Source organism: Desulfoscipio sp. XC116 (genome assembly GCF_039851975.1).
GTDB lineage: Bacteria > Bacillota > Desulfotomaculia > Desulfotomaculales > Desulfallaceae > Sporotomaculum.
Genome location: NZ_CP156660.1, coordinates 3,644,318 through 3,665,468, shown reverse-complemented (window position 1 = coordinate 3,665,468; position 21,151 = coordinate 3,644,318). Strand labels below are relative to the sequence as shown.

Sequence of the window (21,151 nt, the reverse complement as noted above, 5' to 3'; positions counted from 1 at the left end):
ATCTCCTTCCAATATTATTTTCTTCATTATAAGTTTACTAAAATCATTGACAACCATATGCGGTGAGAGCATGATATAGGTAGCAAAGAATAACCAACATATTCCATGAAAGGAGCCATGAAAATGGACGAAAATCAAGTAACCGTATCATCCCCTACCACTGCGGCCATGTTCGCCGACCCTGCCCCCGCTCCCGTGGCAACCAACATATTAGCCGGTATCTCCTTTACCTTAATCGGCACTGATCTGACGGCCGCCTTCTCCAAAACCGGCTCAAGCTATGAATTCTTAATTATCCCCACCGCGCCGGATACGGATAACAGCATGTCCATCAAGGAGATGGTTGATCAAGTAAATGACTTAATTAACAAATCCGGCGCTGCCGACGTACCGAAAGTGGAAGCGGCGGATTTAACCAAATCCCTTGATGATTTGAAATCGGTTCAACCCGATAATAAACTTGAAAGCTTTGACCCCACTGCCATTCGGGTTAAACTTCAGCAAGCCTTCCTTTATTACTGCCATACGCCGGGACCCGATCCTGCCAAACCGGATGAGGGAGCCACGAATCAATTCGAATATGCTTTTCAGTTAGTTATCATAACGGAAGGACTTTTCCCGGCCAACTTTTCCATTTTCAATTTAAAAGAAGTATCCGTGGCTATCTGGAAAACCGATAAAAAGAAGATCCTGGAACGGATGAAGCTGGTTAATATCAAGGATTATCTTGCCCAGAATGCTTAATAACTCCGGTATAGGCGTTCTGGATCATCTGCAGCGCGATTAAGGCGGCATCCTCCTTAGGCGTCGGCTCCTCTGGCGCAGCCTGGGATAATGCCCCGGCTATGCTATGGGCCGACTGCCGCCAATCAATTACCCGGTGACTTTTCACAGTGATGGGAACGGTAACCGCTTCCTTTACCCCTTGTGTCTCTTTATAGATGATTTCTCCCGAAGACAGATACCGCAGACTCTTTGTATATCCCGCGGCAAACCCGTAATGCAGCCCTTCCGGCGGCTGGGCAATCTCTACCCGCTTAATCAAGCCCCGGTAAATAACCAGAAGCACACTCTCGCTTAAGGTCTCAATACGGATTGCCCTAAGCTCATGGGCGGGCGTTGTATCCGTACAGCTGTCGTAGGCTTTAAACTCCAGCCCCCGCCATCCCCTCACCAGCTCGGACCGGAGCAGAAAGCCCGTACATACCGGAAAGGCGTCCCCGGCGCTTGATACAAGCTCCGGTTTACGCTGCAGCTTTCTGCGCACATTCACATTCTGCGCCAGGGCTTCCAGATAAACCTGTCCAATAATCTCCATATCGTGGGTGTAGTCGATATGCGTGGTCCTGCCTATGCTGCAGGCGCCATCCAGCAGACTAAGCAGCCAGTTGTGATCCACATGGAAAAATCTCACCGTTTCCCGCGGCAGCATGTCTTCCCGCGGGACATAATACTGGAAGGGCACATCATTTAAGATACTCCATCTGCTTAGCTGCTCGATGACCGGCTGCGGAAAATCAATATCCGCGTTTCCCGGGCGCAGAAATTTAAAAAGATCCGCGTAATCATTCGTTTTGGATACCCAGCTTTTTCTCATTTCCCCCGCCCCCCGTTTTTCAGAGCTTCCTGCCGCTCCTGACTGTCCAGGAATGTCTCCAGCATGGACTGCACGGCAGCCCGGGTATCGGAGCCTATTTTATCCGACAGAAGCCTTTCATTCTTTAATCTTGCCGCCTCTCGCTTATGCGTGTATCTCCATTTCTCCATGGCGGCGGCAAAGGCTTTGCTGCGCAGGGCGAGCATTCTGCCCAGCTGCCAGGCCGCGCTATAAGCGGTGTCAAACATACCGGTTGCGGGGTCATATCTAAGCAGCGCGTCCGCAAAGCACCCGGGGATATGGGCTTGCAACGGTATCCCGCAAGGGGTTAAGGGCCCCCTGTACCAGGACACCGTTTTACTGCCCTCCCGCAGCTCATGGTCAAGCAGTGTATAGCCCATGGCCAACAGGTTGTTTCCCCCGGCCTCTTTGGCGGCGGCCGTAATGAGGCAGTCCGCGTTCAGCCCTTTAAACACGGACGCAAAATCAAAGTCTTCTTGCCGCACATAAAAAGGCCAGCTGTACAGCACGGGAATCCGCACCGTGCTTTCCGTCATCGCCGCCCGCTCCGCCGGTGTTTTATCCAGATACTCCCCGAAGTATTCCAGGGATACGACGTAGGCCGTCTGCTTTACGGCTTCCCCTGAAGTTCCCTCCAAATAGCGGTTGGCCAGCGCGCAGGAAAACCAGTCATCAATCACGGTGCTGTCCGTCACTTTGTCATCCAGGCTGACGCCCTTGGCGTGGGACATATAGACAAGGTCTTCCTTGCCCGGGCAGACCGCATGAAAAAGCTGCGCCTCAATATCCAATACGCCGCAGTCCTCCCCGGTAACCTCCTCCGCCGCACCCTCCGGGCACACGGCCGGCAAGGGGCAATAGTATCCCGGAAGCTTTTTAAACGCTTCCCGGCGGGACATTGTTTTATATTGCGCATCTTCCGTTTCATCAAATACCAGCAGCGCCAGCCAGGGCAGCTCTTTAAACTCCGCCGCCGATTTTCCGCCGGTGATGCGGCGCTCCCAGGGAAGAGTGCGCCGCTTGAATACCGCGTGCGGTATGACCAAATGAAAGGTTCCCACGGCATTGTCGGGAGGATATACGGAATATATCTCATCCCTACTCAACGCGAAGCCGTCACAGCTTACGGTTATCTTCAGCTGCGCATTGGCAATCTTGCAATCCGCGATATTTTGAGTCGATTGGGCAACCTCCACGACATAATCGCCCTTGGCCAGGGGAGGCGCCGCTTTCCTGGCAAATACAACCGAACCGCTCTCATCACTCACCTTTTATACCTCCCTGTTTTGCGGCGTTTCCGTATGCCAATCGCCTGTCGTTTTCAGGACCGGCCGCGCCAGTAATATATCGCCTGCATGCTCCGCCCATCTCTTTATATTGTTTTGGTGTTCTCTGCGCACAGAAAAAACACCGGACAGGGCATCCAACAGCTGCTTTCTCACCTCGCTCCCGGCGCAGATGGTAGACGCCAGAATCGTAAAGGCTTGCTGTTCGTCGTACTTCTTCCCCTCCGCCGGAAGCGGAGTTGTCCATTGGAAGCCTTGAATTTCCAGATATTCATTTTGAGTCAGCGTTCGCATTTTATAAAGCTTGCCGTCCGGCGGCAATATGCCCTCCGGGCTGTTGGCCGGACAGCTTAAGACGGCCCCCATGGGAACCCCGGCTATTAACCCGCTGTTTTTATCCGGCTTTGCGGTTCCCCATAGCGCGGAGGGAATATTCCCGGTAACTACCTCCGCCTCAACCGGTACGCCATCCGTCTCCCCTTCACGGCACAGCGTAATATTCAGGCAAGAGGTATAGCCCGCGATGCCCATTGGAACAATTCCCAAGCCGTTCGTATAGGCTCTCTTGGTTGCGTTATTGACCAAAACATCCGTGCAGGGGAGGCCGGTATGTATCTCCAGCCTCAGGTAATGCGCGCTTACCAAATTGGATTTCTTCTCCGGAAGCTCTTTCAGCAAGCCGCCGGTCACCTTGATGTCAATCAGCCGCAGTCCTTCATCCCCGGCGTCATTGCCTGGCAGGGCAGCTTTATGCTCCTTTTGCGGCAGAAAACTATCATGAAATTCCGTCCAATCAATTGTCTGCTTATAATCGCCCTGCTGCTTGCCAAACGTAATGGTAAAAGAGATGATAAACCACTTGATATGTACTACCCCTTGGAAGTCCGGGCCCCAGATATGCATATCCGCGCCAAGCTCGATGGTGAAGGTATGATGGACAAATAAAAAATCCACCCGGTAAGACGCTCCAATACTGGCCCCTATGGCAATATCATAATGAAACGGCTTCCATTGCAGCAGAAAATCGGCTCTAGCATATACCCAGGCCTTCAGCTTCCCCCATTCATAGGTAATGGAAAGCTCTCCCCCCGCCATGATGCAGGAAGGAGTCAGGGCGAAATAAGCGCCGCCCTTCAGGGAAAGATGGTCGTCTATTTTCCAGTTAATGCCCACCCGGTCAATCTTCGGATAATGCTTGTTAACAAATTCCGGATGATAGCCGCCGACGGTAATGACAAAATCTCCGGCATAATCGCCTTTCCACCAGAAAGCCGCGGCAAAGCCTCCGGTCAGCTTGCAGTTTTTATCAAACAAATATGATTCACTGGTCAAAGCCGCCATAATGCTGAACTCGCCGTCATCGGGAGCCAAAACCGCCTTGACGGCCAGCTCAGCGTAACCGATTGGATTCACGGGCGAGACCTTGGGCGGCAGCGCCAAACTGGATATTCCCAGAATAGACGCCTCAAAGCGGGCGCCAAACTGGATATTCAGAAGGATAAAGGATTCAATGACTCCGAAGGAGGCAAAGCTTACGCCCACCGTAACAAAATATTGACTCTTCTTATATATGATTTGCTGCTGCATTTTCTTAAGCACTTCGCCGGGAGTATCCCCTTTTTTCAACTTTGTTTCATTTCCCAAAGCAATTGCAACAAAAGGAAACTCCCTTACTTTGGCAACATCCGAAGGCAGAATGATCTCTCTGTTAAAGCCAAAACCGCCGGCCAAGCCCTTGATGTAGAAATACGGAGGCCCGCCCAGGGGTATCGAAATTAATCCATATATGAACAGCGTCGTATCGCCGTTGGGAGCCTGTCCATATAAGCCAAGCGCGGCCAGCCCGAATTTGTCGCAGCGGATCTGGATCATGCCGCTGTATACCTGCATATCTCCATCCTTGGAAATATACAGGCCGCCCGCCAGATACAGGGGGGGCTTCGACAGGCTTAACGCCAGGCCCTGCAGGCCAAAGCTGAAGCTTTCCTTCTTATCCATGGGAATCCCGATATTCAGGCCAAGGACATCGACCGTAATAACCGATAAGAAGAAGCTCACATCCAAATACAGATATATCTTATGCCCCTCCAGGGAAAAGCCGATCCGGTGAAAGGACAAGAAGCCCAGCTCTTTCTGGAAATTAAGCCAATGAACCGAGGATTGCTTCTTTTCCTCCTCCTGGAACAGGTAATTTTTATGCGGAAGATCATATTGATAAGATATATCAAGATCGTAGGCATTGTTTTGGATGACCAATTTAGCCAGCGAACCAATCTTTATATAATTGCCGGGCTTAAACTCAACGTCAAAGGTCTTGATACCGACGCCATCCTCGCCGGATAAATATGACCCGATCACAGGAAGCCGGCGCAAATAAAAAAAGGCATTCTCCAGCTCCAGTCCAAAGGCGTAGGTTCGAACATCCCCGCCCCCGGTGGATATGGTTAAGGCGCCATACTCCCGTACCTTAATCTCCAGCGTTAATTGGTGTTCGCCAAAATTGTAGGACAGCCCGATACTGTCTAAGACAAACGGCCAATCATCAAAAACATCGGGTATCTCAAGTTTAAGATTTCCCTGATTAAAGGATTCCCCCACACTAAGCAAGCTTAAAGTATGTTCGTCTTGATTGACCCATTTTCCCGCCATAACCTTTTTTTTAGCTGTGTGCCCGCCGTGTGCCCGGAGGGTAGAGGGTGAGGAAGCGATGTAAGAAAATATAAACGGTATCTTATTGATACTGAACTCGCCAAATAAGCCAAATCCAAAATCCTTATCATCTCCCATTGGCTTCCTCCAATCAATCTCCCACCCTGCCGGGATGCAGAGCAATACTTATCTTTAGGTTATCGCCCGCAAAAAGACAAATAGCCAGCATTTACAAAAATGCCGGCACTTGGTTGCTATAATACGCCAATTCGCTAAATGGTCTCATTTTCCTTTTAAAAAATAAAAAATACGCTTAAATAGTTTTTAACTATCGTCTCCATAAGACCTAACATAAAGAAAATACCATTCTTTGTTTTTTAATATGCATAGGTTGACTATAATTTTTTTCCGCTGTAAGATGATGGAAAACGGTATTACCGTAAAACGGCAGCAAATAGGAGTGAGCGTCATGGGTCAAGTAGTAGGTAATATAATCGTACAGAAGCGGGGCGTAGTGAGTCTGGGACTGCTAAAAGAACACAACATACCATTAAACGATGGAGATATTTTTCAAGTGCAAATAGAAGATGGCAAAGTTATCCTTATTCCTATGAAACTAATTCCCGCTGATCAAACATGGTTCTGGACTAGTGAGTGGCAAAAAGGCGAGAAAGAAGCAGAGGAAGATGTGGTTGCTGGAAAGGTTAAATCGTTTGAAAACGTGGAAGACCTTCTAAAGGACTTAGATCAATGAAATTCCAAAGAACTGAACGTTTTAAACGAATGTACAAAAAAATGGATGCACAGCAACAGGATTTTATAAAAAAAGCTATTAATTTAATGTTGGATAATATTTATCACCCGTCTTTAGGAGTTAAGCGCATTCAAGGTACTAAAAGAATATGGGAAGCGAGCGCCACCATGGGACTACGCATTACATTTGACTGGGAAGAAGATATAATTACTTTAAGAAACTGTGGAGAGCATGACAAGACTTTGAAAAATCCGTAAGACACAAATCATTTAGGAGAACCGCAATTGATTGCATTACCATCCCAGGTATCTTGCGGCACAAAGATGGAAAAGGCTTGGATTTTACAGGCGAACACCCATCAGACAAGGAAGCGCGGGGAGCGTTATTTGAAAAATATAACCGTCCGATATATCGGAAAGGTTTGCTGTTTTCAGACACTCCCTAAATTATAAAAAAATCCCTTGTCCTTTATTGCCGCATTGGAACTTATTATTGCGGTGGCGGGCCGCAAACGGCCAGACCATCCATTTGCTGAGCAGCAAAAAGAAAGCCGTTACCGCCGAGGCGACGAGCACGGAGTAAGGCCCGTTAAATGAGCTAAGCAGGTCTGCATATTTGGCATAAACATAGATCAGGTAATGCAAGACAAAAATATTGAGGGCGTTTCTGCCGGCCCAAACGGCCGGGTAAACATATGCGCCATCTGCCTTTACAAAGAGCAAAGCTGCATACATCAGCAATGTCAGGCCCACTGCAAAAATTATATAACTGGGGGATGCGGGAAATCTGGTGATCAAAAACCCGGTAAAGTGCCCCACCAGGCCCAATGCCGTAAATGATAAACTTGCGGCGGCCATAGTTGGGGGTTTATAATTACCAGTTAAAACATACGTGGCCATAAATAAGCCTATAGATAAAAACCCGGTTAAAAGAACCAGCGAAAAATCACCCAACAGAATTCGGCCTGGTTTAGCCGGTAATAAATAAGCGTAGGGATGAAAAAAGTAGTACCCCGCCAAGGATAAAAAGCCGGTAAATAACAACACTGTCTTGCGGGCCGGTAAAAGATACAGTGCTCCGGCTAAAAAGCCGGCTGCGGCCAGTGACTGCAGCACCCCCCAATAGAAAAAGCTGCTCTGCCCAAAAGCGACAAGACCAAGAACCAAGCCGATGAAATAAAGCCTTAGGTTTCTTTGCGCCAACTTTTTCAGTATATTAACGGTTCCCAGATGTTTAGCTTGCATGACATTAATTGAATAATAGAGAGACATCCCGCAAACAGTAAAAAAAATGGGCGCCGCTATGTCTCCAACACTGATGCGACCGATGATAGTGATTATGTCCCGTATGGAATCTGTATACAGCCAGGTTACCACGTGGTGAAAAATCATTAAAATTACGGCGATTCCCCGCAAAATATCAAGACTATAATCCCGGTTGTCCCGACCCCGGACAGGGGTACCGGACAAATTATCTACCAGCACCTGCCAATCCTCCCATCGTTACGCTAAGCATAAAAATTAACGCCAATCCCTGCGCTTTTACCCAATCTTGCTCCGGCATACCGGGTTTTAGCGTTGTCACCAGTCCAGGTGCACAGGAAATTTGTTTACCTCACAATTATTTACCCCGCGGCCCCTAAGACCAGTCGTTTACTTTATAGACGAAATTATATATATTAGGTTCCCAGTTTTAAGTTGCACTGCCTCCTAAAAAAGTCTAATCTCCTTACTATATGGAATTTGCTCTATAACACTGGCTACAGATTAACCGGCAATCATAGGGAAACCTAAAAGCTATTAAAGGATGTTCTCAACATACTAAATAACAATATAAATTTAAACATAGCAAGGGATGTATTTCAACGCTACAATTATTACCTCTTTGGTGGCGAACTTGAAGGATTCCAAGTAAGAAAGGACGCCAAAAACGAGGGACTTCCAAATTCTTAAAATAATCTTTAAGATTTATAGACGTCCCACTGTCGTTAATTTGTGCTAAGGGGGGAAATTTATGGTAAAATAGATGTGGCTATACTGGACTAAGAACGGGCCTCACCTGCCGGGGATGGAAACATCCTAAGAAGGAGGTGAGGCAGAAATGCTTGTAGTATCTGACGTAATTCAAACCATAATAGCCGTTATCCTTCTGCTAACCTTCGTTGTGCTAATAGCTGATCGGCGGAAGTAATTAAAAACCCTTAAAACTGTTCCCGCAGTTTCAAGGGTTTAGATAAAACCTCGACAGGTGAGGCACCACACGCCGTTCTTTAGCTCCAGTATTCCCATTTAAAAAGGAGTGATATTCTTTAAATAAATAATATAGTCTAAATTTGTGATTGTCAAGAATTGTACATGTAGCCGAAGGTAGTAACAGCGAAAAATGTTACTGTTCATAGGTGACAAACGCGACGTGTTTTTTGTGAGTGCAGCGAAGCGAAAGTCACAGAAAACCGGAGAATTGCAGCGCCAAAACGCTGTTTTTGCGTTTTGTGTGCATCGCGAAGCGTTTTATTGCTCACGGAACTGCTACTTTTTGCAGGGGAGTGAATTAGACGATAGAAATACAACCTGAAATAAAAAAATCCCTTGTACTCTTTATTGGATAAGGGATTTTTTTTAATCCGACTTCTTGAAGAGTTAGATTAACTTTAAAATAATGCTTTGTATGGCGTATTTCCCGCTCTTAAAGATTGTATAAAAAAATTTCAAATTCAATCCTACTATTTTTTCATTTCTAACGTCTATATTTATAGAGATAGTAAATTAACGACCGGATTACTTTGCAGTCGTGAAGTGTGGGGGAGAATGCCAAGTTTGATTTTAAACCGCCGCACGTTAAACCGAATTTTAAACGAGAAGGAGAAGGGACTATGCCCATAAACATTGACGAAATTCATTGTAAGCACCATTTAACATTTATGACGTTAACAGATGTATAAATGTTTTCAGTTGTATATGAGATATTATCATATTTATTCGGCAGCATTCTACGGAAAGTACTGGAACTAAATGCCTAAAAGTTGGAACAAAATTATCGTTTTGTTTGTCGAGAAATTAAGTGGAAAAAAGATCATAGTAATTTCTTCTAAGAAAATTCTATCTGAGGCTAAGGGAGGTATTTATCGTGTTTAAATCCTTACCCGAGAAACTGTTGATATTGATGCTAATCCTAGGTATTACTATAGGCGTTCAACCCGCTTTAGCGGAGAGTTCCCTACTTATTAATTTCAATGGCCAGGTGATCTCTTCTGATATTGACCCTGCTATCGTTAATGGCCGTGTTCTTGTTCCTTTACGGTTGATTTCCGAAGAAATAGGGTATTCCGTTCATTGGGACTCCGATACCCAAACCGTTTTCGTAAATAATACCCAAACCGATAATCCCGGTACTTCCCCGGAAGGTGCAAATGGAATCAGGCTCATCGTAAATGGACAGACAGTTACCGGGGATGTTGCGCCACGTATTATCCACAATAGAGTGATGGTTCCAGTTCGGGTTATCTCCGAATCCTTGAATTCCATCGTCAAATGGGAATCTGAAGCGAAGGAAGTATTAATTGTTCAGCTTGACAGCCTTGGTCAAGACGCGTCACGTTCCATCGAGACTTTTTTGACTTGGCTGGATGCCTCTTATGATTATCCTCCTAATGGTACCCCTGACGATTTCAGCAAATGGATAACCGGGAAGATGAATGCAATCGAAGAAGGTTATCGTTCTGTTTTAAATTACCGATCCATTTTAGAGCAGGTGTTGACTGCAAGCGAGTTGGAAAATAATGTCTTATATCAATTGCTCAAGGAAGCATCCATATTGATGGAATATGAAAGAGAAAGCGTGATGGTTCTATTGATCCATCCCGATGCCTTGGAAAAGCTCATAGAAATTGCCGCAAAACTTCAGTAGTCAAAAACGCCGCTACAATTTTGTTGTAGCGGCGTTTTTCTTCACTAAGGAGAGATTATTTTAACGAATGTCCAGGTTTACCGTTTCATTGTAGTACGGGTTGGTGGGAGTTACAGAGATCCACGGTTGATCGGGTGGACTTGTTATATTTTCTTGGTTGCAATTGGAACTGGTTGCGTAATTGTTTGTGGTAGAAGTTGCCACAAGTGTATTCGACCAGCGGTTATTTCTACCCACAGCCGATCCACCAGTGGGTACTATCAACGTTGACATGCGGCGGACAACTTGACCTGAACCGCTGTTTAAGGCGTTTGCCACAATGTAATTTTTTTGGAAGACCTCAGCGTTTTTTGAGTCATAAACATAGCACTTGATTGTTCCGTTTTCAGACGCAATAAGAAGTCTGTACTTTGTTCCGGGATTTGCGCGAAACGTTTCATACTGAAATATCCCAGGTACAATGCTTCTGTATAGACAAAACTGTGTTCCCAGTCCTGCCCCCGGATCATAACCAAATCCGAATTCAAAATCAAACGTTGCGCCAGTATCCTTTCTCATTCCTACGTAATTATAGAGAGTTTGTCCGCTGGCTATCGTGATATCGGATGAATTGGGCAAATGAATGGTAGCTTCGATCTTTCGATATCCAGTTGCTTTAGTAGAAATTCTTCGGTATGCGTAATCGGCCATTTTAAACATTCTCCTTTTTAATTAGTGATAATTAGAAACTTCTTCAAGTTTAAAAGGCCCCTGAAGGAAACGAAGGAATTTTATGGCCGTTCCCAAACTCATAAAATTCCTTTTCAGTTGACCTTCTCACCTATTAAGGTAAATTAGACGATAGAAATACAACCTGAAATAAAAAAAATCCCTTCTCCTTTTTATTGGATAAGGGATTTTAAATCTGATCTCCTGAAAAGTTCAATTAATTCTAAAACTATACTTTATTGGTTTTTATCGTGCTGTAGGGATTGCAAAAAAAATTCAAATTCAATCCTACTATTTCTCCATTTCCAGCGTCTATATTATAGAGGGGAGTGAATCAGGTGGATATACCGGAGGAAATTATCGAACGTGTGCGCCATAAAGAAGAGCAAGCGTACGAGGAATTATTCCAGCTTAGTTGGGACCAAGCTGTACGAACCTGCTGGCTGATTCTCAGGCACCAGCACGATGCGGAGGAGGTGGCCCAGGATGCGCTTTTTAAACTCTATGTACATAGACAACAATTACAGGATGTACGCGCGTTTCGCGGCTGGTTCTACCGAATATTAGTAAACACAGCCCTGGACAAAGTGCGCAAGCGGAAAACCGTTATCAATATTGACGAAATCCGTCTTTCCAGCCAAAGCGACGATATCCTGCAGGCTGAACACCGAATGCTCATTGACGAGGCCATGCGGCATCTCTCATATGGCGAGAGAACCGCCGTTGTCCTGGTACATTTCATGGGATGTACGGAGGCCGAGGCTGCCGAGGCCGCCGGATGGAAACTGGGAAAGCTTAAATATCGCCTGAATCGTGGGCGACATATACTTGCTCAGGCGATTAATGGGGAAACGAAAGGAGGCATTCAGTATGTCTGACATATTCCGCAAAGCGTTAATGGAAGACGCTGCCCGTATAAGTGTGCCTCAAATGACATGGAAACAAGTCAAACAGGGTCACAGGCGCGCACGTAAAAAAGCAAATTGGAAACGTCGACGGTTTGCTTACGGAGCCTGTGCCGCAATATTATTAATGGTGGCGATTGGTGTTTCAGGTTTCGTTTCGCCGGTAATGGCCAAGGTATTGCAAAAGGTACCCATTATTGGCGAGTTATATTCGTTTACTGATATCCCTAAACTCAACCGGTACGCGTCGGAGACTAACCCATCGGCAACTGACAAAGGAATTACCGTGTCTGTGCCAAAAGCTTATTACGATGGCAATCAGGTGATATTAATTTATGCTATTCAGGTGCCGGAAGGGTATGAACCGATTGAAGTTTCACAAATAAACCTTACTGTGGCAAAAATTCTATTGAACGGTAAACCGCTTCCCATTGATGGTGCCACGGGGAAAGATTATTTGGTATCGCCAAATACATACCGTGGTGATATCATTTGGTACCTGTCATTTGATCAGGTGTCTAGAGACGGCACGTTGACGATTCCTATTCACCAGGTAGGTACAATAAAAGGAGATTGGACGCTATCTGTTCCTGTTTCCAGCGAAGCGATAGATAATGCCGTTGAAACATTTTATCCTAAGGATGCAAGCAAAACCCATGATGGGATTACCATCACTGTTAACAAAGTAAATAAAGGGCCGGTATATACAACCATTTCGCTGCAAGTGCGCCAGCCACTACAGATGAACAACAGACTTCCGATCTATATGCCTTTAAACGGCATGCTTTTTAGCGTTTATGCATTAAATCACCAATTCATTGGATCCGGAGAGCTTATTAATATCCAAAAAGAGCCTGAAAATATCGGAAATGAATTGGTTTGGGACGATGTAACTCTGAGATGTATAACGCCGCCGGATGATGTAAAGTCCATTATTATTGAACCTGTTTTGGCGGTCATGTACGAAGAGGGTGTCACGGAAGAAAACTGTCCACACATACCACAATTGGCCGTTACCGTGCCACTCAATTGAATATCTTTAAAATGATGCTTCCTACAATATTTAGATTAACTGGTTACTGCAGGAACCGTAAGATATATTGAATTTTGTTCTACATGCTTAATGGTCTCGCGTGTTCCTTAAGTTACGGAAGCGGCCCGCCCACTGCAAGTGAACGGGCCGTTTCCTGCGTTATCATGCAATTTATCCAAGATACGTATACAACATATAAATAGTACCGGACCAAGAGGTTCCAGGCTGATTATTAACAACGTATATTTTAAAATTTCCATCAACCAAGTCAGTAAAGGTAGTAGACGGGTTACTTGAAGTCACAACATGAACGGGAGTATAGTTATCGGTATTCACGTTGTACAATTGTACTCCAAATGACCACCCGGAGCCGCTTATGTCCCCAAATTGCACTGTTGCTGAGGTGCCTCCAGTTACAGGAAGCGAACCATTGGATGGATAGAATTTGGGAGTACCTGATATACTGAAAGGTGAAGTATATAGCATTACAATCACCTCCTCTCCAATAATAATTTCAAAAAAGACCACTGAAGGGAACGAAGGAATCTTATGGCCGTTCCCAAATCATAAAATTCCTTTTCAGTTGACCCTTTCATTTATTAAGGTAAATTAGACGATAGAAATACAACCTAAATTATAAAAAAAATCCCTTCTCCTTTTTATTGGATAAGGGATTTTTTAATCTGACTTCTTGAAGAGTTCGATTAACTCTAAAATAATGCTTTGTATGGCGTATTTCCCGCTCTTAAAGATTGTATGAAAAAATTTCAAATTCAATCCTACTATTTCTCTATTTCTAACGTCTATATTTATAGAGATAGTAAATTAACGACCGGATTACTTTGCAGTCGTGAAGTGTGGGGGAGAATGCCGAGTTTGATTCTAAACCGCCGTACGTTAAACCGAATTTTAAACGAGAAGGAGAAGGGAGCATGCCCAAAATGAGGGAAAAGTTTAAGCGGGGTAGTTCCTCTGAACAAATAGTAAATTTGCTCTATAACACTGGCTACAGATTAACCGGCAATCATAGGGAAACCCAAAAGCTATTAAAGGATGTTCTCAACGTACTAAATGACAATATAAATTTAAACATAGCTTTGAAAAGCCTCTGTTTAATATACATAAATAAAGCCATATCCAGTCCGGGTAAAAATTCATCTAAAAATAAAAAAAGCCCGCCGAGAAAGAGCAATAGTACAAATAAAGTTCAGGAAGCTCTTTTAACGCTGCCGCCTGCGGAAAGGCTGGTATTGGTTTTGCGGGAAGTATTAGGGCTGGACTATGTCGAGATAGCAGAGCTGATTGGTATAGAAGAAACGCCGGTATCCCGGCTGTTAAATACGGGACGGTGGGCATTGCGAAAACAATTAGCATGCCTTTTGGGACAAAGCGGACAGCCCGAAAAATATTCTGTTGCCAAGTAAATTGCAATTGTGCAAGGAAAAAGGCCAAATGAGCTTAAAGGGGGGGCATTTGAAAAATATGCCTGGATATTTGGGGAAAATATCACATTCGCTAATAATCATTCTGATGACATTATTTTCAAGTATGATATAATCCAAACAAAAAGGATGTGATTAGCTATGATCTGGACAGAAGTTCGTAGGCTTTACCCTAACCAATTCGTCCTAATGAAAATCTTACAATCACATACTGAAGATAATTATGAAGTCATAGATGATGTGGCTGTAATCCGTAGTATCTTAGACCCCAAGGAAGCTACACGAGAACTAGTAAAAAGCAAGGGCGATACTTTAGTTTACCATACTTCCAAAGAGGAAATTAGGATAAAAATTCGATTTACTCCAGGGTTTCGAGGGATAATCTGATGGCAAAAATAAATTTGGCAGATGGATTACTATATACATCGGTAAAGATATATTATCAAGGCAGGGCAAAAATCATTGATAAAATGGTAATTGATACGGGTGCCAGCTATTCAATTGTTTCTACAGATGCAGCAGAGGAAATTGGGATAAGTATTGAAGATAGCGATGAGATTATCATTAGCGTTGGAATCGGTGGTAAACAATTTTCAGTGATTAAACAGGTTGACGGTGTGGAGTTTAACGGGTTCAAGATTAAAGATTGCAAGGTTGATATTGGCGAGATTGATTTCGGCGGAACCATTAATGGGTTGTTAGGTTTGGACTTGCTGATGGAAGCTGGGGTAATTCTAGATTTGAAAAATCTAAGGATGTTTGAAGCAGTTTAATGGTATCAACATTGGTGGGGATTTTTTAATCCGACTTCTTGAAGAGTTCAATTAACTCCAAAATCATACTTTGCATGGTGCCTTCCTGATCTGTATGAATATATTGACTTAAGGCTATCAGTTTTCGCCATAGGAATTGAGACGTCCCTTTTTCCCATTTATTCACTGCTGTTGACCGATGAGGGTTTAATGAAACTAAATCATGTCTGCTTTTGAAGGAATTAAATATTATAAAGAGAATTTTAAATTATTATAAATTTTAAAAGCTCATGTTTGGAGGGCTTATTTTTTATGAAGTCTTTGAAACAACAGATTACAATACTTGTGGTGTCAACAATATTAATTATGGCAGCATGCTTTATGGCCGCCACAGTGGTTCAAATTAAAGAAACTGCGGTATTGGCCGCAACTACCAAGGCAAAGAGCGACCTAGCCACGGGACAGGCTATTTTAAACGTCAAATATCCCGGTTCATGGAGAATTGAAGATGGTGTGCTTTATAAGGGCGATATGAAAATGAATAATAATGTCGGGCCCGTTGATTATATTAGTACGCTGACTGGTGATACCTGTACTATATTTCTGGGAAACACCAGGGTAACAACAACAATTAGAAAAGAAAACGGCGAGAGAGCAATAGGAACCCATCCATCAGATAAGGTAGCACAGAAAGTTCTTACCAACGGTGAAGAGTACTTTGGCGAAGCGGAAGTACTGGGTGAGAAATATCAAACAGCCTATACACCTATTTGGGATGATAAGGAAAATATCGTCGGCATGTTTTATGTGGGTACCTCTAAAAAGTTTTTCAATGAAATGCTGTATGGTTCCCTAAAGAGCATGTCTATTATCGTCGTTATTTTAACGGTCCTGGTTTTCACGGGAACACGCTATTTTACGCAGCTGATTATAATTAATCCGTTAAAGTTGCTTACGGCCGAGACCAAAAAAGTTGCTTCGGGCGATCTTTCCCCCCACACCCGGATTAATAGTATGAATGAGATTGGCGAGCTTGCTCAGTCTATTAACCAGATGGTGGAATGGATGCAGGCTTTAACTTATCAAATCAGCAAGGCTACCGGAGCCTCTGTTCCCCAGGAAAGTAACGGCTCTTCGGAAAAAAACCGCGAACATATTGCTGCTAAAGAAAATGCATACGCCGGCAGCAACCCGCTTGTTGGAGAAAAGGAGCCCTGGGGCGTTCTTCCCAAAGGCCTTAATGAAGCAACCTTGCAACAAATAGTTAACTTTTTAAAAAATGCCGGAGACCGCAAATTATCTGTTTCCGAAATAGCGGAAGATATTAACTTAACTAAAGTAACCATTCGTCGCTATCTGGACTTCATAGAAAAATGCGGCATGGTTAAGGTGGAACTGCAATATGGTCCGATCGGCAGGCCATTAAAGTTATATAAATTAATAGAGTGATAAAAACTTTTTTTATTTACTTTATTTGAAGTAAATTTTATTCTAATATTTTAGAATTATGTAATTGTTCGCTCCCTTTTAAGTTACATATATCCTGGGATAATTCGTGATTTTTATGTATATAACTCCACGGGTTGTAACCTTTATAAGTAACTTTTTAATTTTTTAAATTTACAAATTATTGCCTCAGTGATTGCGGAAAGATACAATCATGTAAAAACCAATCAAGGAGGTAGTACATATGTCAGTGGCAAAACCAGCTCAGATATTGGAGGAAGCTGGAAACATCGGCATATTGCGCGCTCAAACACCAATCGCGCAAACGCTTTCATTAAGTTTTCTTGCCGGGGCTTATATTGCATTCGGAGCAATGCTGATGATAACTGTGGTAGCAGGACTTCCGCCGGATATCTTCGGCACTCTGGCTAAGTTTATTGGAGGCGCGCTTTTCCCGATAGGGCTTATAATGGTTATTATAGGCGGGGCTGATCTTTTTACCGGAGACATTCTTTACGGTACGGTTGGAGCTGTCCAGAGGAAAATAAGCGTACCCAGTGTTGCTAAAAACTGGCTTTACTCTTATGTTGGCAACCTCTTCGGTGCTTTATTTATCGCTTACTTCATGTCGGTTGCTACCGGCTTATTTACGGTGGACCCCTGGCTGAATTGGATACAAAAAACTGCTTTGGCAAAAACAAATTTAAGTTTTTATGAAGCATTTTGGCGCGGAGTGGGCTGCAATTGGCTGGTATGCCTGGCCTGTTGGTTGGCTATAGCTTCGGATAACGTAATTGGGAAGATAGCCGGCATCTGGTTTCTGATCATGGCTTTTGTAACCATGGGCTTTGAACATAGCATAGCTAATATGTTTTTCATCCCGTTAGGGATATTCACCGGAGCACCCGTAAGCTGGACGCAATTTTGGCTGAATAACGAACTGCCCGTTACCCTGGGCAATATCGTGGGAGGCTCTCTGTTTTGTGGCGTTGCATATTTGATCTCTTACGGTAAGAATACGGCCTCCCGGATAAAAGTCAACAATCTATCCAAAGATTATGTCCTCGAAAAACACGTTAAGTCCCCACAGCGCTCCACCGCAGCCAATGAGTTCATTGGATAAGGCTCCGGTCAATTATTTTTTGCTCTTATTACTATAATGTGGTCTCTTAAAGAGCCTGTTCGAGAAGTACGCACGAGATTCTCTTCTTGATAGGCGCCGGGTGTTGAAAGGTTGAAAATTTTAGATCTTTCAACTTTTTAACACCCGGCGCCAGAGCCTGCCTCTTCGAATACATCAAAATCCCTTTTCATCTTGTGTTAGAATAAGGGATTTTTTGTGATCTCTCGAAAGTTCAATTCCTGATTCGTGTGGATATACGACTTAACGCCAATATATTTTCCTGGAAAAACACCCTAGGCTGAGGGTTGCCTCTGAATCGTTTTGTTTAGCTAACGATAATAGATTTAGGAACTCAGTTTCTGACATAGGGATTGGAGCGTCCTTTAAAAGTTGGAACAAAATTATGTTTTGCTCGTCAGTAAAAAAAAGGGGTAAGGAGGAATGGACAATGCGAAACTTTTTAAAAATGGGGCAAGTTTTATTATCCGCTTTAGTGATCATCGGCGTAAGCTTGTCCTGCGCTGCTATTGGTGAAGCTGGCGATTCGGATGCCGCCATAGCCGGGACCGGTATTGAGGCCGAAAAAAATACAAACAACCGGGCGGAAGATTACGACAGGTCCCGTCCCCTGGTAACCGACCCTTTGCTGGACTATACATCTATCAGTGGAAGTAAAAATGACTGCGCTATGTCTTTAGCCGTGAATAGCGCGGGCAATGTTTACGTAGCGGGATATACTCACTCCGCAGATTTCCCCGCCACCGCCGAAGCGTATGATACGTCCCTGGATGATGAGGAATATGAGCGAGATGCTTTCGTCACTAAGCTTGACGCCGACCTGAGCACTCTTTTAGCAGCCACCTTCATTAGCGCAGCCTCTTCTTTTGCCACAGACAGTGCGGCTAATGTTTACGTGGCAGGGATGACAAGCTCCGATGACTTTCCCCACAATGATGCTTTCGTCTCAAAACTGGACCCCGGCTTAAACGCTCTTTTAGCTTCCACCGGCATTGGCGGAAGCAACGAAGGTAGCGGAAGCGGTGAAAACCACGCTCATTCTATAGCCATGGACAGCGCGGGCAATGTCTATATTGCGGGATCAGCATACTATCTTGGACATGGCGTTATCTCGGAAGACGTCTTTGTCTCAAAATTCGCCGGCGGTTTATGAGGATCAAGGAATAGGGAGTAAAAAAAACAAGCAAATCCAATCGGCCTTGATAAACTAAAGAAATTCTTGTATGATATCTTTCTTTTAAAAGCGGCAAAGAAAAACAGTTTTAAGAGAATACCAGGTAATTAATAATTATGCTATAATCAAAAAAATGCAGTAGAAGACTACCAAAAGCTGCCGCAAGCAATTATAAAATACATACCGGAATATGAATACATATTATACAACATCTCCGGATATAGCGACGAGGCAATAAAAGGCGGCGTAAAGCTGAGAATATTTCTGAAGATATTAAGAGACATATTTGAAAAAGACGAAGAAGAATTTTTCAAGACCTTGAGAGAAACCATTATAGCCCTGGATCAGCTGGAAAAACAAGAAAAGGGTATCGAGTACTTTGAGACCTTCATTAGATACATTATGAATGCCAGGAAGGATTTGGAGCTCAAGACAGTATATGAAATAGTAAAGGAAATTTCCTTTGAGAGGAGTGAACTGATTATGACCATAGCTGAGAAACTAATCAAAGAAGGCATAGAGAAGGGCATAGAGAAAGGCATGGAGAAGGGCATGGAGAAAGGCATAGAGAAGGGCATGGAGAAAGGGAAACTGGAAGTGGCGAGAAATTTGCTTGATTTGGGATTGAAAATAGATAAGATTATAAAAGCTACAGGACTGACAGAGGAAGAGATAAAAAAGTTATTGAATTAGCGGAGGGAAAATGTTGTTGCGGACGTGAAGGATGCTATCGGCAGCGCCAGGGGCGGCGGCGGGCAATTCCGACGCTCCTTTATCATGATTGTCCTATTGCGGATCTGCCCGATTCCGGCGCTGATAGCTTATCAAATATGCGAGAGGCATTAGAAAGTGCATTTACCATGCCTGGCTTTGTGGCTTTGCGGACAGCAAGCATGATTAACAAATCTTTGCCTCGTATAAGCAAAAAGCCTTCACCGGATGTTTGGGGTGGGGGCTTAAATGTTTGTTGGATTGGGAGAGCCGGCTTGATTAGTCGTAGTATATAAAGCTCTGGAATGTCGCCGCAAACTACTTGGCGGGAATGGTTTGAGGCAGGTTGATTACACGGCGGGTGTGGGGGGCAAAGCCGGGTGAGTCTTAAAATAAAGGAGTGTACAACATGAATTATCTAACAAAAAGAAGAACCGTCGTGCTGTTTATTGCCATCTCATTAATACTTAGTCTGTTTGTCGGATGTGCTAAAAATGAAGGTCAAGGTAATGGCGTTTTTATCAATGCGAAATACGCTGACTCAGGCATGTTGACAATTAATAAAGAGGCCTTCGATTACGAAAAAGGCATAATACTAAATGCTGGGGGATTCGGCCTGCAATTGCCACAAGTTATGCATGAATTAAGTTACAGTGGCAATTTGCAGGTCATCGGTTCCGAATATACCGCTAATTTGCTTTATCTAACTGAAAAAGCACAGGAGATAATAAAAAAAGGAGCAAATCAGGAGGAAGCGGAAGCGCTGGGTAAAAACATATTTCAGTGTTTTGCTGTTTCGAGGATTCGTTCTAATGATGAAAACGCCGAGCTGGAATTACAGCGTATAAAAAGCAATTTCTCGAACATAGACACTATTGCTGCTGCCGGAGATGACACCTATTATTTCGCATATAATGAGGACTACTCCGCCCTTACGCTGTTGGACGCGGATAAAGCTAACATAGACAAGGTTCTTTCCGAACGGGAGGCGCTTAAAAATTACATTTGTCTATTCTCGGCCGAAGTAAAAAACATGAACGACTTCGACGCAAAAACGTTTGACGGAAATACTTTTACGCAGGAAGACCTAAGCAAATACGACCTTACTATGGTGAACGTTTGGGCAACATGGTGTGGGCCTTGTGTAGAAGAAATGCCTGAATTACAGCAGCTTTATGGTATGCTGCCCGATAATGCAAATATGATCACTATTTGTGCTGATGCAAATGAAGAGCCGGAGCTTGCGAACCGGATTATAAAAGAACTGAAGTGTACATTTAAGGTACTGGTCCCCGATGAAAAATTACAGAAATCTCTGCTTGAAAAATTAACCGGATATCCGACCACTATTTTTGTCGACCGTGACGGAAATATGGTTGGCGAGCCGCAGATTGGCGTTCCCGGCAGGAAGGAAAACGTTGCTAAAGCGTATTTGCAAATGATTGAAGAACGCCTGAATATGGTGGTGAGCAGTGAATGAAAAAGCATGCGGCGCCCTATTGCAAATATGGATTGTTAGCCCTTTCCGCTTTCTTTATTGCTCTGGGCGTGTTGCTGGATGAACATCTGGTCGTAATAAAAAAAGCAATCAACATATGCCTGGAATGTATCGGATTGGGGTGAAAA

19 protein-coding genes are annotated in these 21,151 nt (G+C 44.0%); 14 read left to right on the top strand and 5 right to left on the bottom strand.

All coding sequences use genetic code 11. The annotated features are described in order from the left end of the window. Positions 1-123 precede the first annotated feature (123 nt). A complete protein-coding gene (locus ABDB91_RS17315) occupies positions 124-744 on the top strand; it encodes a hypothetical protein (RefSeq protein WP_347488923.1) in 621 nt (206 codons plus the stop codon). On the opposite strand, the gene ABDB91_RS17310 is transcribed toward ABDB91_RS17315, so the two are convergent. The 3 genes from ABDB91_RS17310 to ABDB91_RS17300 are packed head-to-tail and all read right to left on the bottom strand — an operon-like array spanning position 716 to position 5,691. Continuing rightward, positions 716-1,597 carry a hypothetical protein gene (locus tag ABDB91_RS17310; protein WP_347488922.1) on the bottom strand — a complete coding sequence of 294 codons (882 nt, stop codon included), beginning with the start codon at positions 1,595-1,597 and terminating at the stop codon, positions 716-718. The genes ABDB91_RS17315 and ABDB91_RS17310 overlap by 29 nt on opposite strands. Then, positions 1,594-2,886 carry a hypothetical protein gene (locus ABDB91_RS17305; RefSeq protein WP_347488921.1) on the bottom strand — a complete coding sequence of 431 codons (1,293 nt, stop codon included), beginning with the start codon at positions 2,884-2,886 and terminating at the stop codon, positions 1,594-1,596. Before ABDB91_RS17305 ends, ABDB91_RS17310 begins: the two co-directional genes overlap by 4 nt. 3 nt (positions 2,887-2,889) lie before the next feature. After that, positions 2,890-5,691 carry a DUF6603 domain-containing protein gene (locus ABDB91_RS17300; RefSeq protein ID WP_347488920.1) on the bottom strand — a complete coding sequence of 934 codons (2,802 nt, stop codon included), beginning with the start codon at positions 5,689-5,691 and terminating at the stop codon, positions 2,890-2,892. 331 nt (positions 5,692-6,022) lie between these two features. On the opposite strand from ABDB91_RS17300, the gene ABDB91_RS17295 reads away from it, so the two are divergent. Continuing rightward, positions 6,023-6,307 carry an AbrB/MazE/SpoVT family DNA-binding domain-containing protein gene (locus ABDB91_RS17295; RefSeq protein ID WP_347488919.1) on the top strand — a complete coding sequence of 95 codons (285 nt, stop codon included), beginning with the start codon at positions 6,023-6,025 and terminating at the stop codon, positions 6,305-6,307. Next, the gene (locus ABDB91_RS17290; RefSeq protein ID WP_347488917.1) at positions 6,304-6,564 is read left to right on the top strand and encodes a hypothetical protein; all 261 of its coding nucleotides are present in this window, start codon (positions 6,304-6,306) and stop codon (positions 6,562-6,564) included. The genes ABDB91_RS17295 and ABDB91_RS17290 overlap by 4 nt, the downstream gene beginning before the upstream one ends. Positions 6,565-6,753: 189 nt before the next feature. Here ABDB91_RS17290 and ABDB91_RS17285 read toward each other — a convergent pair whose 3' ends face one another. After that, positions 6,754-7,791: a heparan-alpha-glucosaminide N-acetyltransferase domain-containing protein gene (locus ABDB91_RS17285; protein WP_347488916.1), complete on the bottom strand. Its 1,038-nt coding sequence runs from the start codon at positions 7,789-7,791 to the stop codon at positions 6,754-6,756. A 1,642-nt stretch (positions 7,792-9,433) separates the two neighbouring features. Here ABDB91_RS17285 and ABDB91_RS17280 point away from each other — a divergent pair. After that, positions 9,434-10,213 carry a copper amine oxidase N-terminal domain-containing protein gene (locus tag ABDB91_RS17280; protein ID WP_347488915.1) on the top strand — a complete coding sequence of 260 codons (780 nt, stop codon included), beginning with the start codon at positions 9,434-9,436 and terminating at the stop codon, positions 10,211-10,213. Between the two features lie 60 nt (positions 10,214-10,273). Here the strand turns inward: ABDB91_RS17280 and ABDB91_RS17275 are convergent, their stop codons facing one another. Beyond that, positions 10,274-10,903: a hypothetical protein gene (locus ABDB91_RS17275; RefSeq protein WP_347488914.1), complete on the bottom strand. Its 630-nt coding sequence runs from the start codon at positions 10,901-10,903 to the stop codon at positions 10,274-10,276. A 356-nt stretch (positions 10,904-11,259) separates the two neighbouring features. On the opposite strand from ABDB91_RS17275, the gene ABDB91_RS17270 reads away from it, so the two are divergent. From ABDB91_RS17270 to ABDB91_RS17225, 10 genes are all read left to right on the top strand, one after another. Continuing rightward, positions 11,260-11,799: an RNA polymerase sigma factor gene (locus ABDB91_RS17270; protein WP_347488912.1), complete on the top strand. Its 540-nt coding sequence runs from the start codon at positions 11,260-11,262 to the stop codon at positions 11,797-11,799. Continuing rightward, positions 11,792-12,859, top strand: a complete 1,068-nt coding sequence (locus ABDB91_RS17265; protein ID WP_347488910.1) for a DUF4179 domain-containing protein — start codon at positions 11,792-11,794, stop codon at positions 12,857-12,859. Before ABDB91_RS17270 ends, ABDB91_RS17265 begins: the two co-directional genes overlap by 8 nt. Before the next feature lie 932 nt (positions 12,860-13,791). Continuing rightward, complete coding sequence (locus ABDB91_RS17260; protein WP_347488909.1) at positions 13,792-14,283, top strand: sigma factor-like helix-turn-helix DNA-binding protein; 492 nt, start codon at positions 13,792-13,794, stop codon at positions 14,281-14,283. A 404-nt stretch (positions 14,284-14,687) separates the two neighbouring features. Then, positions 14,688-15,074, top strand: a complete 387-nt coding sequence (locus tag ABDB91_RS17255) for a retropepsin-like aspartic protease (protein ID WP_347488907.1) — start codon at positions 14,688-14,690, stop codon at positions 15,072-15,074. Positions 15,075-15,365: 291 nt separating this feature from the next. Further along, positions 15,366-16,502 carry a cache domain-containing protein gene (locus ABDB91_RS17250; protein WP_347488906.1) on the top strand — a complete coding sequence of 379 codons (1,137 nt, stop codon included), beginning with the start codon at positions 15,366-15,368 and terminating at the stop codon, positions 16,500-16,502. Between the two features lie 241 nt (positions 16,503-16,743). Next, positions 16,744-17,622 carry a formate/nitrite transporter family protein gene (locus ABDB91_RS17245; RefSeq protein ID WP_347488904.1) on the top strand — a complete coding sequence of 293 codons (879 nt, stop codon included), beginning with the start codon at positions 16,744-16,746 and terminating at the stop codon, positions 17,620-17,622. A gap of 448 nt (positions 17,623-18,070) precedes the next feature. Further along, positions 18,071-18,793 (top strand): SBBP repeat-containing protein, encoded by a 723-nt coding sequence (locus tag ABDB91_RS17240; RefSeq protein ID WP_347488903.1) that lies wholly within the window; start codon positions 18,071-18,073, stop codon positions 18,791-18,793. A gap of 177 nt (positions 18,794-18,970) precedes the next feature. After that, the gene (locus ABDB91_RS17235) at positions 18,971-19,507 is read left to right on the top strand and encodes an Rpn family recombination-promoting nuclease/putative transposase (protein ID WP_347491649.1); all 537 of its coding nucleotides are present in this window, start codon (positions 18,971-18,973) and stop codon (positions 19,505-19,507) included. 457 nt (positions 19,508-19,964) lie between these two features. Then, positions 19,965-21,005 carry a TlpA disulfide reductase family protein gene (locus tag ABDB91_RS17230; RefSeq protein WP_347488901.1) on the top strand — a complete coding sequence of 347 codons (1,041 nt, stop codon included), beginning with the start codon at positions 19,965-19,967 and terminating at the stop codon, positions 21,003-21,005. After that, the gene (locus tag ABDB91_RS17225) at positions 21,002-21,148 is read left to right on the top strand and encodes a CD1871A family CXXC motif-containing protein (protein WP_347488900.1); all 147 of its coding nucleotides are present in this window, start codon (positions 21,002-21,004) and stop codon (positions 21,146-21,148) included. Before ABDB91_RS17230 ends, ABDB91_RS17225 begins: the two co-directional genes overlap by 4 nt. The last annotated feature ends 3 nt before the right edge of the window (positions 21,149-21,151 follow it).